This window comes from Flavobacterium sp. (assembly GCF_040402955.1).
Classification (GTDB): domain Bacteria; phylum Bacteroidota; class Bacteroidia; order Flavobacteriales; family Flavobacteriaceae; genus Flavobacterium.
The window spans coordinates 98975-115443 of the sequence record NZ_JBBALQ010000001.1 but is presented as its reverse complement, the minus strand read 5'-3'; the positions used below and the strand labels follow the sequence as shown (position 1 = coordinate 115443).

The 16469-nt window shown below is 31.2% G+C and carries 12 protein-coding genes; 2 read left to right on the top strand and 10 right to left on the bottom strand.

The genetic code is table 11. The features are described 5' to 3' along the window. Window positions 1–161 precede the first annotated feature (161 nt). From ABWP78_RS00510 to ABWP78_RS00495, 4 genes are all read right to left on the bottom strand, one after another. Window positions 162–4334, bottom strand: coding sequence for an RHS repeat-associated core domain-containing protein (locus ABWP78_RS00510; RefSeq protein WP_353167815.1), 4173 nt, complete (start codon window positions 4332–4334; stop codon window positions 162–164). An 8-nt stretch (window positions 4335–4342) separates the two neighbouring features. After that, window positions 4343–5881 carry an FG-GAP repeat domain-containing protein gene (locus tag ABWP78_RS00505; RefSeq protein WP_353167813.1) on the bottom strand — a complete coding sequence of 513 codons (1539 nt, stop codon included), beginning with the start codon at window positions 5879–5881 and terminating at the stop codon, window positions 4343–4345. Between the two features lie 674 nt (window positions 5882–6555). Beyond that, entirely contained in the window at window positions 6556–7233 is a 678-nt protein-coding gene (locus ABWP78_RS00500; RefSeq protein ID WP_353167812.1) for a SpvB/TcaC N-terminal domain-containing protein, read from the bottom strand. 5 nt (window positions 7234–7238) lie between these two features. After that, the gene (locus ABWP78_RS00495) at window positions 7239–7679 is read right to left on the bottom strand and encodes a T9SS type A sorting domain-containing protein (RefSeq protein ID WP_353167810.1); all 441 of its coding nucleotides are present in this window, start codon (window positions 7677–7679) and stop codon (window positions 7239–7241) included. A gap of 484 nt (window positions 7680–8163) precedes the next feature. On the opposite strand from ABWP78_RS00495, the gene ABWP78_RS00490 reads away from it, so the two are divergent. After that, the gene (locus ABWP78_RS00490) at window positions 8164–8682 is read left to right on the top strand and encodes a helix-turn-helix domain-containing protein (RefSeq protein ID WP_353167807.1); all 519 of its coding nucleotides are present in this window, start codon (window positions 8164–8166) and stop codon (window positions 8680–8682) included. 186 nt (window positions 8683–8868) lie between these two features. Further along, window positions 8869–9225 (top strand): hypothetical protein, encoded by a 357-nt coding sequence (locus ABWP78_RS00485; protein WP_353167805.1) that lies wholly within the window; start codon window positions 8869–8871, stop codon window positions 9223–9225. A 53-nt stretch (window positions 9226–9278) separates the two neighbouring features. On the opposite strand, the gene ABWP78_RS00480 is transcribed toward ABWP78_RS00485, so the two are convergent. The 6 genes from ABWP78_RS00480 to ABWP78_RS00455 form a co-directional block, all read right to left on the bottom strand. Continuing rightward, entirely contained in the window at window positions 9279–9464 is a 186-nt protein-coding gene (locus tag ABWP78_RS00480; protein WP_353167803.1) for a YgaP family membrane protein, read from the bottom strand. 12 nt (window positions 9465–9476) lie between these two features. Continuing rightward, window positions 9477–9782: a hypothetical protein gene (locus ABWP78_RS00475; RefSeq protein ID WP_353167801.1), complete on the bottom strand. Its 306-nt coding sequence runs from the start codon at window positions 9780–9782 to the stop codon at window positions 9477–9479. A 10-nt stretch (window positions 9783–9792) separates the two neighbouring features. Further along, on the bottom strand, window positions 9793–13008 hold the full coding sequence (locus tag ABWP78_RS00470) for an efflux RND transporter permease subunit (protein ID WP_353167798.1): 3216 nt from the start codon (window positions 13006–13008) through the stop codon (window positions 9793–9795). 49 nt (window positions 13009–13057) lie between these two features. Further along, window positions 13058–14146, bottom strand: coding sequence for an efflux RND transporter periplasmic adaptor subunit (locus ABWP78_RS00465; RefSeq protein ID WP_502905434.1), 1089 nt, complete (start codon window positions 14144–14146; stop codon window positions 13058–13060). Between the two features lie 85 nt (window positions 14147–14231). Next, window positions 14232–15545 (bottom strand): TolC family protein, encoded by a 1314-nt coding sequence (locus tag ABWP78_RS00460; RefSeq protein WP_353167796.1) that lies wholly within the window; start codon window positions 15543–15545, stop codon window positions 14232–14234. Window positions 15546–15647: 102 nt separating this feature from the next. Beyond that, window positions 15648–16274, bottom strand: coding sequence for a Crp/Fnr family transcriptional regulator (locus ABWP78_RS00455; protein WP_353167794.1), 627 nt, complete (start codon window positions 16272–16274; stop codon window positions 15648–15650). Window positions 16275–16469 lie beyond the last annotated feature (195 nt).

Here is a 16469-nt window from a genome sequence, read left to right as displayed (position 1 = left end):
AAACCCAATACAACTTTAAATTAAGATAATCTTTAAAATAATTTAAGGATTCCTCTCTTTTAATTCCAACTTTTGGTTTTTCCTTATTTTTATATTTGGTTATATAAATAAAAACTCCCGTAGCAATTATTAATATTAGAAATGAAATTAATTGTATCATATTATTTTGATTTTGTTGTTGGAAGTGCAGAAGTATAAATTCCCTTATCAATTACAACATCTAGAAATTTAGTTATTAATTTATCAGTAAAATTGAAAGTTAATTTATCCAATGCTTTTCCTGTACCAAGTGTTAACCCATATTTTATAACACGATTCCTAGCGCTAATAAGTTTTGCTTGGTTATTAGTGTATTTATATTCATAAAGATCAAGAATTGTGTTACCAGTAGTACCGACTGCTGTAAATGCCATTCCAACTCCAACTACTCCCAATGAAGCCCCTTCGGTAAAGGGAGCTAAAATTAAGCCTCCAATTTCAGCATATCCTCCATAATCTTCCAAAAATTCAAAACCCGCTCTTAATCTATCAATTTTTGCTTGCAAATCCTTTGGAATCTGTTTTAATTTAGGTTTAGGATCACCTCCTCCATCAAGTGCCAAATGTGCTGAATGATTCAGTCCACTAACAATCAATCCTGTAACGGCACCTTGCCAAAAGTTACCGTTTGTTAATGCTGCTCCAGCACCACCACTAATGGTTCCGACAAACATAGTACCAACTGTACTATTTGCTCCTGCACCACCAATACCGTTGAGGTGTGTACGTGACATCGTTTGATTTCCATTATCTGTAATATGTTCCCCTCCTTGCCATGCACTGCTCATAATACTAGCTATGCAACCAGCAGCAAAACCACTCCAAAATTTTCCGCCTGAAAGGGCAGTCATACCGCCTTGGGTTAAGCCATGCGCTAATGCTTGGAAGGTGGCACGTGTGTAAAAATTACCTATGCCCGCCGCAACAGATCCAATACCATAAGCTATTCCACCGCTCACAGCTGTAATAACAACTGTTGTGGCTATACCTTTAAAGGTTATGGGTTTATCGTTAATTATAGCGTCACCAAAATACATAACAAGTGCCACCCCTATAGATATGGCTAAAGTAACTCCAAAATCTTCTCCGCTAACATCGGTATATTTTAATGGATTGTTTAAACAATAGCCATAACGGTTATAATTTTGCGTATTGTAGGGTTCTTGCACCATACTGTCAGCTTGTAAAAAACGATGCAATATGGGGTCGTACACACGCCCGTTCATATTTATTAATCCAACGCTTTCAAGATGTTCATGCCCGGTATACCCCCTATCAAAGAACGTGAGTTTGGTTAAATTATTGCCAGCTCCATCTTGAATTTTCGTAAGTAATCCCCATGGGTCATACTGACGTTTTTCAATAACAGCACCTACTGAATTAGTAATGGCAATTATACTGCCTTGGTAATCTCTATGCAAATAAAATAAACCTCCAGTTGCAGTAGTAGCCGAACCAATGTAGGTGTTTTTAACAACAATTTCCGAATCATATGCCGTACCATCAACAAATGTAATAATTTCTACGGAATTTGGTGTAACATAGTTATTATTTGTAAATTTTACGGTTACTTCCATGCTACCGTCTGCACTATAATATCTTCGGAACGGTCTTAGGTTTTTATCAGGATTAATACTTCCCCAATACATGATACTGCGCTGTTCTGTAATAGTATAAGACAAATCAATTACATCTTTGGTAGCATGTGAAATTCTATAAGGTGAGCTAAACATATTATATTTTATGTCTAATATGTTGCTCGCATTAGTTCCGTAGTAATTTTGTCCGTTTGGAGATAATCTTACTTTGCTATTTTGGTAAGGTTTGTTTGCAATTTCATACTTATACTCGCCAAATTTATTTTGTGTAATGCGACCTTTATTATCATAGTCCTGATTAAATGTTGGGATTTTGTCTATTTTTAAGTTATCAACGTAGAAAGTAGTTTTTGGTATTACAAAAGTATCCCACGTTTCTCCATTTTCACTTGTAAGACCTCCACCATTTGAAATCCAACTTCCAAATGCAACAAATCGTAATTTTAATACTGGGTTAGTTACAAAATTACTTACGGTATAATCGACGTTAATTTGCCCATTCTCAATGGTACAGATTTCATTTTCTATAAAATTTGAAGGGTCTGAAGGGTCTTCTTCTACAAGTATAGCTTTAACAGTTGTTCCTCTGTTTGCTGTTTTATTTGTTATTGTAGCTTTAATATTAATTTTATCATCAGTAATTAAGCCTAAGTTTAACGTTTTTTCTACAGCAAGTGGAAACTCAGGTTCATATTGTGCATTAAGGTAAACTTTCAGAGTACCTGCTACATTTGAAACAGAACCTTGCGTGGGTATTCCCGTAAATGTGAAACCATCTGTTGTGGTATTAAAAGGTAAATTTAAAATATTTGTTGACGTGCCATCCCATTTAACAAGCCTATCTAAATTATCATATTCAAAAACTTCATTTGAATCAAATAAACTGTTATATCTGCTCATTAAATTTCCTAAAATTGGATCAAATTGATTGGATAATGTAACTATGTTAGTAACACCAAGATTTTGTTTTTGTTGTGTTAAATAGCCGTAAACATCATATGTACTCGCATTTGTAATTCCATTTCCTAATTGTGAATTCGTTAACTGACCTCTACTGTTTACCGTATTTGCTTGCCATATAATAGTTGCCCCATCTTTTAATTGCCATTCTGTACCATTTTTATATACATGGGTTATCGTTTTTGTACTGGTTTTGCCATAACTTAATGCAGTTGAAGTTTCATTGTTTACACGTCCAAATGCATCAAATGTGATGGATTTAGTAAATGTAGCTACTGGTGAAGTACTGCTTGCAGTAGTAAATAATTTTTCAATTGTCTGATTTAGTTGCTTTGTAGCCGAATCATAACTATAATCATAAGAACTGTTACCATCTATAGGATTCACTACATTTAAATTAGTCAACCATTTATAAGTAGGATGATAACTGTATGTAGCTGTCATATTTGTAGCATCAGCAGCAGTAAGCCCTGTTATTACTTTTGTGGCTATTCTACCTCCTGTATCATATGTATAAACCGTTTTCCCTTTTGGTGTTGTTTCTTCCTTTACTTTACTAAAAGCGTCATAGTTGTAGGTATATATTCCTGCAGAAGTATCCTCTAATTTCTCTTTTCTACCCCATTTGTCATATTGTATTTTTGTTTTAATGCCTTCGTAATCAGATTCTAACAAATTACCATTTGCATCATATTTATATAATATAGTACCCCCTGGTGTATCTGTTGCACTAATTACAAGACCTAATGCATTCATCGTTTTAGACTTACTCATAGTAGGTTCTGTAGCAGAAATGGTTAAACCGTTATAATTTGTATAAACTATTTTACCAGTATGTGCAATTGCTTTTATAGGTCTAGATAAATCGTCAAACTCTGATGTATTCCACTGTGTTGGGCTAGCATTAGCAGCATAAGGTTCGCTAACTCTATATTTTCTTCCGAAACTATCATACTCTGTTTTTACATAATTCCAATTACCATTTAAGTCAATAGTGCCTTTTCTTATTTCTCTCGCTAAAACATCTTGCTCTATTAAACTAGTAGTTCCATCGTCTCCTATTTCGTTAGTAGTATATAATTCACCACTACGAGTGTAGGTATACGTTACGCTTTTTCCTAAAAAATCGGTTACCTTAGTTCTTTTACCCCAATTATCATATTCGCTTGTGGAGATTTGTCCCAAAGCATTAGTAGAAGAAGTAACTAAACCATAAACAGGATGAAACGTAACATTGGTAGCCGTCAGATTATCATTTACATTTTTAGTAGTTTTTATAAATCTATTAGTGGGGTCATACGTATATTCCATAACAACAGGCGCTACAGCATTAAGTGAAGTAGTGCCTGAAGCACTAACTGTTTTACTTTGCACTAACCCATTTGAAAAATAAGCAAACTCTTCTACTAATTTTTCAGTGGAATTATTGGATGATTTTTCCGATTTAATCAAATTATTATTACTATAAAATAATTTTTCGGTTGCTATTTGTGTATTTGAATTATCCGCTGGAGTATTTGGAATGGTATTTACAAACAGCTTTTTTGTTGTTGTAATTTCATTTGGTCTTCCTATATAATAATTAGCACCAACTCCTGTTGGATTGTTATCGTAATTTGTAATCACTTCATTTTTCCCTTGAATTGATGCAGGGTTATAGGAAAAGTAATTCTTTGATATCGATTTATTCTCAAGGTAATAACCATCACTACTATAAAAATAAGCGGTTTCGTTCACAACATTTGTTAAATAATCGGTGTGTTTCTCAGATTGCTTTTTAATACATAAGGAAACGTATTTGGTGAATTTATCTGCTCAAAATTAAATTCTTTTTTACTTAAAAATATATTAGAATTAGAACTATTAGAAAAAGAAAACGAAAAATTTTGATTGGGTTTGTATGTAATACTTGATACAATGGCGCCTCTTTTCAAAGGAGCAGAAATTGTTTCAACCCAAATTTTCTTATCCGCATCTAAAAAATACCAATTACTTCTAACTACCTTTTTAAATCCAATAGCTCCAATACCTTTTACATCATAAGTTAAACCATGATACTTAAAATCCTGTTTTTTTGTTGTCCCCCCGCTAGTGTTTATAAGTTTATTAACTACATTATTTGTAGACATTTGTTTAAACTCAATAAATGGATAATTAAATTCATTTGTTGAAGAATAAAAATCCCCAACTGAACCTAAACCATTATAGAATTGTGGTAAAATTAATTTTTTGTAAGAAATTTCATCAATAATTGTATTATTAGATTGATAAACTTTTTTAAGCAAATTATCTTCATTAAAATCTTTAGTAATATCTAAATATTCTATAAGTCCATTCCATCTTAATACAGCAATATCAGCATTAATTTTATCGTAGCGCCCACTACCTAAGTAATCGAAATTAGCAACAAATGGCATAGGAAAACCTGGGTCTTCGTCACCATGATTACCAGAAGAAAATTCTAAATCAAATTTTCCATTTTTACCAATATTATTAATGTATGCTTCTACTCTCCATTCTGAATCATAATCTTCAGCATCCCAAAAAGGAGAAGGTTGGTACACATTTAACCAAACTCTTAATAAATCAGTTTTACCATCTTTATTTATATCCATAGCAATATACTGACTGCTGTTGTTTATTGTTTTCCAATAATTACCAGAACTAGGCCAATATTGCACAATAGGCAAAGTAATTTTTTCAAACATTTCCGTTTGATTTGGTTTTGGATTACTGTAAAATATATGCCAATAATTACAATCTATGCAGCCATTTCCACTGGCATCTGGCAACATAATATCAGTTTTTGCATCACCATTATAATCGCCAAACATTATTTGTTTAGATAAATTATAGTATGGATTTATTCCTTGACCAATTATTTCTAATCCGATTGTTTGTAATGCTAGATTTTCTTTAAAACCAAAAACTTTATAATTACCATCTGGTTTAATAGCCATTAAATCAGACTTTCCATCACCATTAAAGTCCGCAATAAAATATTTTGAAGTGTGTAAAAAATTTAATTCTGATGACTGTATTGAAAAATTTCCAATAGTATTGGGCAAAGACGGATTATTAGGATTTAAATCTATTAGTCTTACCTCATAAACTCCTACTATTTCAACACTTGGTTTACAAAGTGGTGTATATCCGTCTTCAAGATCGACGTTGATACCAATGTTTTGATTACCATTATTATTTAATAATTCCCATTTCTTTACTTCATTAAAATTTATTACAAGCATTTCAGAAACAGAATCACCGTTAAAATCGCCTTCCAAATACTTAATAGCTGTTTTTTTAGTTGGTACAAAATCAGCACATTTAGAGTTTGGATTGGGTATTAAATCCCCATTAATATCTTCAAATGGTGGATTACAATTGTCTTCACATAAGGTAATTTGATTATTAATAGTAATGTTCTTAGAATTTATTAACGATATAATTCCATTATCTAAACTATATGTATTAAAATCGATTGAACCTAAATTTTCTTCAATCTTTAAAATAGATTGTGCTTGTTTTAACTTATTATTTTGAATTGTAGTAATTGGAAATGTTCTGTCTTTAATTAATGTTATTGGTAAATTAACAATATTGTCATTTAAATAACTGGTGTTAGTTGGGGATAATAAACTTAAATAAATTTGATTAGCATTTGCAAAATCTAAACGACCATCACCATCAAAATCTCCAGAAGTTACATGACTAAAAGATGGGGAAAAACTACCTTGATAACTTCGAAAGGTTTCTGTTGCAGTATAATTAGTTTGATTATATTCAAAAATTATTGGATTAGCGGGTTCATTATTTGAATTATACTCCTGTACTTTTGTAACTCTTTCATAACCGCTACTATCAACCGAATGTGTTAGTTGATATTTTTTGAATAATGAATTATTAGTAAAAACCTCAATCTTATCAAGAATTTTATCTCTTTTTACTTCTATTCCTTTTACAAAATACGACTCAACTCTAGAAGAATTTTGTTTAATGGTACTGGATTTGTATTAATATTAGCACTAAATCTTATCTCACTTATGAATAATGAGTTAAAACTTGAATTATAATGATAAGTAATTAAATTTCCATTCGTATCTTCGTATCTAGTTAAATAAAATGCAGTTTGATCAGAAGCAACCTCACCATTATAATTTCCATACCAACTTCTAGCTCCATCAGGCGCAGTAACAATAAAATACATTGAAGTACCGCTGCCTTGTAATTCAATTTTAACATTACTTTGAACTTCCGTCTGATATATAGAACCAGACGACCAATAATTACCAGATTTTAATAATAAATATTGCCCGTCTAATGCTAATTTGTCATCTTGATCAAAATCAACGCCATCCCTATATCCTTCAATATCTAACCTAGTAGAAACTCTAGCAATTGATGATAATGAATTAATATTCCAACCTTGACCCGCGATACCTGAAGCAGTACCGCTTATATATGCTAAATTAATTGTAGGTCCTATACTGTTAATACTTGGCGGCATTGCAATAGGAATACTAAAATTAGCTTGTCCTCCATTACTAATTTCTAATTTACCTTGTGTATCGTGATAATTCTGCGCAAAAACTGAATTTGCTAAAATGGCTAAAATGGCTAAAATTTTTAATTTCATAACTGTTAATTTTTAATTATGGTAATAGATTTTTGAACACCGTTATTATAGTTCAGATTTACTAAATAAGTACCTGATGTAAAATTTCCAAATGAAATTATAGTACTATTCTCAATTATAGTGCTCCTTCTTTCAATTAATTGACCCGAAATATTATAAACGTCAATTGAAGTTACTTTTTTGTCTTCATGTAATTCCCATTTTAAATAAAATTCGTCTTTTACAGGATTAGGATAATAAGATATTACATCTTCAGGGAAAAATTTTTGAAGGTCATTTTCTACTAAATCCTCATATTCTTTGGTTTCCTTATCATTTATTCGATTTGCAATAGCATTATATGTTCTTTTAATTTGGTTACCCGCCAAATCATACTCAAAAGTTATTGTTTGAGCCATTCCATTTATACCAAAACAGAATAAAAGTAATAATAAAAGTTTTTTCATAGTAATGTAGTTTATTTATTAGATTATATTATGCCACAAATTTATATTGCTTTATTATATCGTATTTACGGCTTTTTAGGGAAATAATTACGGTTTTAAATAATTTAATTTGCCAATTTTAAAGAAATTATCTTAAAAAATTGCATTAGATTCTTGATTCTGCGTTACCTATCGAAAATTCGCATTATTTTCATATTTACTAAAAAATCTTATATTTTTAACACTAATAGCATAGAATAATTTACATAATAATAGCTAATGTTGATAATTTCAAATTTAAAACTAATAATATTAAGGGTGAAATTTATTTATGTAGAATGATTTCTACAAAAAACTAGAAGTTGAATTTTATATTTGTGGCAAATAAAAAAGATATAAAGAAAATGCAACACTTTATGTGGCAAATAAAATAGCTTAAACTATTTTGCAACACTTTAAGTGGCAAAATTTTTGTAGTGATTATTTTGCCACAAAAAAATAACGAATGAAAGCAACTAATAGTTTAAAGAGCAATTTAGGTTTAACACAAGAAGAAGTCGCCTTGTATTTAGGCGTTACACGTTCTCAATGGTCAATGTATTGTATCGGTAAAAGAAAACTACCTACTGAAGCCATACAAAAATTAGCAGATTTATTAGCCTTTTCTCAAAACTACATTTCTAACAAAAAAGAAATTAAACCGTCCTTAAAGGCAAGAAAAATAACAATTCGTATGCTCGAAAATAAATGTACTAAAGCAGAATTAAAATTAATTTCTTATACAAAAAAAAGGATGCTTTTTGAGAAAAAACAGCAAGAAATAAAAAAATCAAGTATTTGTCTCGCTTTTTTAAAAAGCCAAAACACGTCTAAAATAGTACAAAATAGTATTGAAAATAGAATTAATAAAGAATTGCAAACGTATAATGAAACGAATAGGTTATTGTTAATAGCAGAAATAAATCTAGTAAAAGAAGAAGTGAAATCCATAAAAATTTCATTGAAAAAACTAATGAAAACGTAAAATTTAAACAATTCGTATTTCTTTAATACAAGTTTAACGCTTTTAGTTAAAAATAATATAAACCTTTATTTTGTTTTTAAATCTGGCATTTAAATTGAAAATAATGTTACATAACTTTTAATTTTTATAATTATGTATTCTATTTCAAACCTTACAACAGTTGCAGATTGTGACGTGTTGTTAAACATGGCAAACAAAGAAAAAGCCGATTTGAATTTTAAAAAACTATCCGATGAACGGTTAGTTAACAACTACAGCAACACTTCTGTAGAAATTTCCGTTATTTTACAAGGCATACTTGCTGAAATTTCGGCAGTAACTACTGTATTAAATGTACTTCCCGAAGGACCTACAAAAGATGCAGAAGAAAAAAGAAAAGTGCGTTTAGAGTACAAAAAGTTTTTACTAGAAACCCGAAAAGAAAGCTACGGTGCTGTAGCGCTCTTGGAAAAACAATTAGACTTAGAGCGCATAACTAAACAAATTGATGAAGTAGATGCTTTTATTTTAGCAATTACCAATCATAAAGCCACGCTAAATTAAATTTGAAATAGGTTTTCTAAAAGCCGTTCTGAAAAATCAGAACGGCTTTTTTGTTAGTCTTTAACGCCTAATTTGGCTAAAATGTCTTCCATTAAACACCATTTGGTAACAGAAGATTGTAATAAATTCGCACCTACAAAGGCGGTAAACCACAACCAATTTTGGTTAACATATATAGAAAGTAAAATACTAATTAATACAAAACTTCCAGCTATGGCTCGGATTATTCTGTTTTTCATACTTATTTTTTATTAATTTGATTTTTCAATATTTATTGTTGCAATATGAATTTTTGATTTGGTTTCTTGTTGCGAATTAAATTTAGTTATAGCAGTAAAAACCAAATCTACATTTTCAACAGGTACGAAAGCATAAAACAATATACTTTCATTTTCATTCATTTCTGTACCAAACCAGTTTTCGCCTATGGCTTCATTACTTGAGTTGTGGTATCCAATAACTTCTTTGTATGAAAAATTTTTCACATTTGCTTGTACCAAAATTTGTTTTATTTCTTTTTCAAATTCTGAAATCGAGGTTATTATTACTAGTTTCATAAGTCAAATATTATTGGTTAATTTCCTCCGTATTTTTATTTTCCCACTTTTTTCTTTCCGTGATATAGTAAATAATTGGCACTACTAATAATGTTAATACTGTAGATACAATTGCTCCAAAAACAAGTGATATGGCTAATCCTTGGAAAATTGGGTCGAATAATATAATGACCGCTCCAATTACAACAGCTCCGGTAGTTAATAAAATTGGAGTCGTTCTTACAGCGCCCGCTTCAATAATGGCTTGTTTTAATGGAATACCTTCGTTTAGTCGGATTTCAATAAAATCTATAAGTAAGACCGAATTTCGTACCATTACTCCAGCTAAAGCAATCATTCCAATAAATGAAGTGGCTGTAAAATAAGCCCCTAACAACCAGTGTCCGAAAACAATTCCAACTAACGAAAGTGGAATCGCCATCATCATAACAATTGGTGTTTTAAAGTTTTGAAACCATCCAACAATTAGCATATAAATAATTACAATTACTACTCCAAATGCAATTCCTAAATCGCGGAAAACCTCTAACGTAATTTGCCATTCTCCATCCCATTTTACAGTAAAATCACTTTCATCTGAAGGTTGTTCCATATACAATTCGTTAACTTTGTAACCCGCTGGAAGTTTCATTTTTTGTAATTCTTCGTTCATTCCTAAAATGGCATATACTGGACTTTCTAATTCTCCTGCCATATCTGCAGTAACATACACTACTCGTTTCTGGTCTTTTCTATAAATGGTTTTTTGTAAGACATCTTCTTTTACTTTTACCAAATCCGAAACTGGAACAACATTTCCACGACTTCCTTTTATTTTTAAATTCTGAATGTCTTGAAGTGAGGTTTTGTCTTTATCATCTAAAGAAAGAAGAATTCCAACACTGTTATTTGAATTTTCATCGTATAAATTTGAAATTGGGTATTCTTTTAACAAATAGGTTAAGTTTCCAACAACTTGTTGAGGAGCAACGCCATTTAACATCGCTTTTTCTTTGTCAATTTCTAATTTATATTCGGTTTGATTGTCTTCTACATACCAATCAATATCCACAATATCAGTCGTTTTTTCTAATATTCCTTTTACTTGATTGGCTACTTCAATTTGTTGTTTATAATCAGGTCCGTAGATTTCGGCAACCAATGTTGATAAAACTGGAGGTCCTGGTGGCACTTCGATAATTTTGACATTTGCACCATACTTTTTTGCAATTTTCTGCACTTCTTGACGCACTATTTTTGCAATATCGTGACTTTGTAAATCTCTATCTTCTTTATGTAATAAGTTGACTTGAATATCTGCCATATTGCTTCCACCACGTAAATCGTAATGACGAACCAGTCCGTTAAACGTAATCGGCGCAGACGTTCCAATATAATTTTGATAATTAACTACTTCTGGAATTGTAGTTAAATATTGTGCAATTTCTTGCGTTACCGCGGCTGTTCTTTCTAACGTAGTCCCTTCTGGCATATCAATTACCACTTGGAATTCGTTTTTATTATCGAAAGGCAACATTTTTACTAAGACCGATTTCGTGAAAAACATCAATACCGAACCTGCTAATAAAACCACTGTAATTCCTAACATTACTCTACGCTTCGTAGAATTTTCTAAAAATGGACGCTCAATTTTATTGTATAATTTATAAATCCAAGAGGTTTCTAAACCTTGTTCCGATTTGTGTTCTTGTTCTTCTTTTTCGTGTAATAAATGGTAACCTAAATAAGGCGTAACCGTTAAAGCCACAAACAACGACAGTAACATTGCAATAGATGCACCAATTGGCATCGGACTCATATATGGTCCCATCATTCCAGACACGAAAGCCATTGGTAAAATTGCAGCAATTACTGTAAATGTGGCTAAAATGGTTGGATTTCCTACTTCGTTAATTGCATAAATCGCAGCTTGTTTGAACGGCAATCGCTTCATTTTAAAATGGCGGTGCATATTTTCGGCGATGATAATACTGTCATCTACTACAATTCCAACCACAAAAACTAAGGCAAAAAGCGTAATTCTGTTTAATGTATAACCCAACATATAGTAGGCAAACAAGGTTAATGCAAACGTTAATGGTACTGAAAAGAAAACCACTAAACCTCCACGCCAGCCCATAGCTAACATAACTAAAAGCGTTACCGCGATAATGGCTACACCTAAGTGCATTAATAATTCACCAACTTTATGCGATGCCGTTTCTCCATAATTTCTTGAAACTTCTACGTGAACATCATCAGTAATTAAGGTCTTTTTTAAAGTCTCAACTTTCTCAATAATCTTATCTGAAATTTTCATCGCATCCGCACCTTTTACTTTTCCAATTGAAATAGTAACGGCTGGATATTCTGATTTGTTTTTAGCATATTTTTCATTCGCTTTTCCGTACCCAAAAGATACATAACTTCTTGGCGTTGAAGGGCCATCTTGAATTGTAGCCACTTGTTTTAAATATACTGGCATATTTGCGTTTACACCCACTACCAAATTTTCAACATCTTCAGAAGTGGCTAAAAATTCTCCAGTAGTTAATAAATATTCTTTATCATTTGCAACAAAACTACCCGATTGTGAACTGCCGTTATTGGCTTGAATCATTTGCATAATTCCTAAAGCATCCACGCCGTTTTCGGCCATTTTATCTTTATCTAAAACAACTTTTAATTCGCGTGTTCTTCCTCCAATTTCTTTAGTAATGGCAACATCTTTTACTTTTTCAATTTCCGAAGTAACTTCTTCCGCTATTTGACGAATTTCAAAATCATTTAATGTTTCACTCCAAAGCGTTACACCCAACATAGGAACATCGTCAATAGAACGTGTTTTTACCATAGGTTTAAATACGCCTTTTGGAAACATATTTTCGTTTTTCATTAACTCATCGTATAATTTTACATACGAGCGTTCTGAATCTTCACCTACATAAAACTGAACAATTATCATAGCCTGACCATTCATTGCCATACTATGTAAATGTTCTACACCTTTAATATTAGACAAGACTTTTTCTAATGGCTTGATAACTCGACTTTCCACTTCTGCTGGACTTGCACCTGGATAGCCAATCATAATATCTGCCATTGGAACATTAATTTGTGGTTCTTCTTCACGTGGAATTAAGAACGAACTATACACACCTATAATCATCAAACCCACCATTAATAATATGGTTAATTTTGAATTGATGAAAAAATGAGCAATTTTACCTGATATACCTTCTTGCATTTTTTAGATTTTTAGATTGTTGGATCTTTAGATTTTTAATAATTAAAATCTAATTTATTGACACTTTAGCTCCGTTATACAATTTGCCTTCTGATGAAACAATATATTGCTCGTTTGCCGATAAACCTGACAATACCTCTACTTGGTTGTCATAAGTTTTACCTGTTCTTACCCATCTTAAAATAGCAGTTTTACCATTGGCAATCGTATAAATTCCTGTTAGTTGTCCTTGTTTTACTAAAGCACTTTTAGGAACCATTACTTTATCTGATTTTACCGTAATTTCTGACTTTGTTGTATTGGAAATTGGAAATTGTACGTTTACAAACATTCCTGATAATATTGATTTATCATTTGAATTTAAAGTCACTTTCACTAAATATTGTCCACCCGTGTTTTTTGCTGAACCGCTGACTTCAGAAACCTTTCCTGATACTTCTTTATTTAAAGATTTTACCATTATTTTTACAGGCATTCCGTTTGTAATTTTGGTAATATCACTTTCAGAAACCATTGCAGTTACTTGCATTCTTGATGCGCCTTCTATACTTACTAAAGGCATTCCTGGATTTGCCATATCACCTTCTTTTATAAAAGTATTGGTAACTTCACCAGAAAATGGAGCGGTAATATTTGAATATGAAAACTGCGCCATTACTTCGTTACGCATTTGTTTTGCTCCAGCTAAACCTGCTTTTGCCATTTCAAATCGCGAGGTCATATCATCTAATTCTTTTTGAGAAGCACTTTGTTGTGCAAATAAATTGACAAAACGATCGTAATCTTTTTTAGCATTGTTGTATGCAGCTGTTGCTTGAAGTATTGAAGCATCAACTTGTGCTTTTTTAGCTTCTAAATCGGAACTATTGATACTTACTAATAGTTGTCCAGCGCCAACTTTTTGACCAGTTTTTACGTGGACTTTAGTTACATAACCCATCATTCTTGTGCTTAAATTAGCACTGCTTTCCGCTTCTGTTTTTCCACTTGCGGTAATAAATTCTGAATTATTTATAGCCAAACCGTTTACTTCAACTTTAATAGCTGGTTCGATATTGGTTACTTCTTTTGCTTCTTTTCCACATGAAAATAATACTAAAGTGGCAAGGCTTAAAATGGTTATTTTATTTATATTCATAATGTTTTTATTTAATAATTGAAATTTGTAAATCTTGGAATTCATTTTAAAAATTAAGATTGATTTTTGATATTGCTATTGAAATTTACCTCGTTAAAAACTGTAAATACTGTTTGGTAAAATTATATTCAAAAACCGCTTGCAGTTGCTCTAATTCTTTTTGAATCATTTGTGTTTCTGCTTGTAATAAATCGGTTGTTTTTTCTAAACCTTGTGCAAATCGGTTTTGTCTAATTCTGAACGCTTCTTGCGATTGCCCGAAAGCCAATTGCGATAAATTAACTTTGTTTTCCGAATCTAATAATTGGCGATTTGTTTTGTTTAATTCTAATTGACTTTGTTTCGTATATTGTTCTTTTTCTACATCTGCTTTTTGAGATTCGGCTTTTGCTTTCTCATATTTTCCAATAGATTTGTAACCATCAAAAATAGTCCAAGATAATTGAGCGCCAACTAAATATCCTTTTGCTGAAGTTCCTAAAACAGTTGCATCGTACATTTCATAACTTCCAAAAGCGTTTAGTCTTGGTAAAAATGTCATTCTGGATGATTGTAACATTTTTGCATACGCTTCAGAAGATTTACTCATCGCTTGAATGTCTTTTCTGTTTTCGGATAAAGTAGTATTTATAGGTTCAATTGAAATGGTGTTTTCTAACGCTTCAGATGGTTTATATACTTTTCCTTGCGTGTCTTCGTTTAATAAAAACCCTAAATAATCTGAAGCATTTTGCACATTACTTTTTGCATATTGCAACTGATTGGCAATTTCATTTACACGAACTTGTACGTTTAACAAATCCGTTTTTTGCAACATACCTTGTTTGAAATAATTTTCTACTAATTTCAAATTGGCTTTTCCGGTGGTATTTGCTTTTTCTAAAACTTTAACGGCTTTATATGCTAATTGTAATTGCATATATGCTTTAGAAACTTCTAATTCTAAATATTCCTTAGTGCGTTCGGTTTGTAATTGAAACGCTTCCATTTTGGCTTTAGCGGCTTGTCTTCCATAAAAACCATCTATATTAATTAGAGGTTGTTGAATTTCAAACTTAGTTGCAAAATTTTGTGTTTTGGCAGGGTCATTTAACAACGCTGGATTAAAATCAGAAGCGGTTAAAATTTCTTGATTTAATTTTGAACCAAATGCCATTAATGGATTTGTAGTTGAAATTCCGGTGTGTGAAACCGAAATATTTGGCAAGAAAACTGCTTTTGCCTGATTGTAATCTGCTTTTGCGGACTGGGCATTTTTTTCGGCAATTTTTACTTGTAAATTAGTTGAAGCTATTTTCTTAGAAATATCTTTTTTAGAAATGGACAGCGTGTCTTGTGCCAATCCAAAAACAGAAAATAATACTGCTGAACTTAAAATAGTGTGTTTAAATTTTTTCATAATCCTAAATTAATTATGAGGCAAATGTAAACGCATTAAAAATAGTGTACAGTAACAAGTGTTACAAAGGTGGAAAAAATATTTTAGTGAATGAAAGTTAGATTACAACAACTCAATATACGCACGATTCAATTTAATTTTTCCTTTGTTTTCTAATGCTTTTAAAATTCGGGAAATTACAACTCTTGATGTATTTAAATCGTAAGCAATTTCTTGATGAGTATTGTGAATTTGATTGGAAGTATTTATTTTAGATTTTTCTAAAAGATAATTTAGTAATCGTTCATCCATATTCATAAATGCTAAATGATCAATTGTAGTTAACATTTCTTTTAATCGGATGTTATAGCTGTTAAATACAAAATTTCTCCAAGTGGCATATTTACCAAGCCACTCGTTCATTTTTGCTACCGGAATTAAAATTAGTTGGCCGTCAGTTTCTGCTATGGCACGTATTTCACTTTTGGCATTTCCTATGCAACACTGCATAGACATGGCACAGGTATCTCCTTTTTCTATAAAATACAAAAGCAGTTCGCCTTCATCAAAATCTTCACGTAATATTTTAATGGCCCCAGTTAACATTAAAGGCATATTTTTAATGTTTTCATTAAAATCTATAATAATATCACCTTCATTGAAATTGTGAATTTTAGATACTTCTAAAATTTCGTTTATCAAACTTTCTTCAAAAATAAAATTATACGTGTTTTGGAGTGTGTTTTTCATTTTTAGGAAAATTTAAGTTTCCATTAGCGAATTTAGTAAATTCAACAACAAAAAGTGAAAAAATAAAAAAGATTTGACTGGAAAGTATATAAAATAAAAAAGGTGAAAATTTCTTTTCACCCCTTTTGCCCCAAATCTACCATAAAACTTAACCTACTAATTTTTCTGGTGATATAAAAGTATGGCAAGATATTT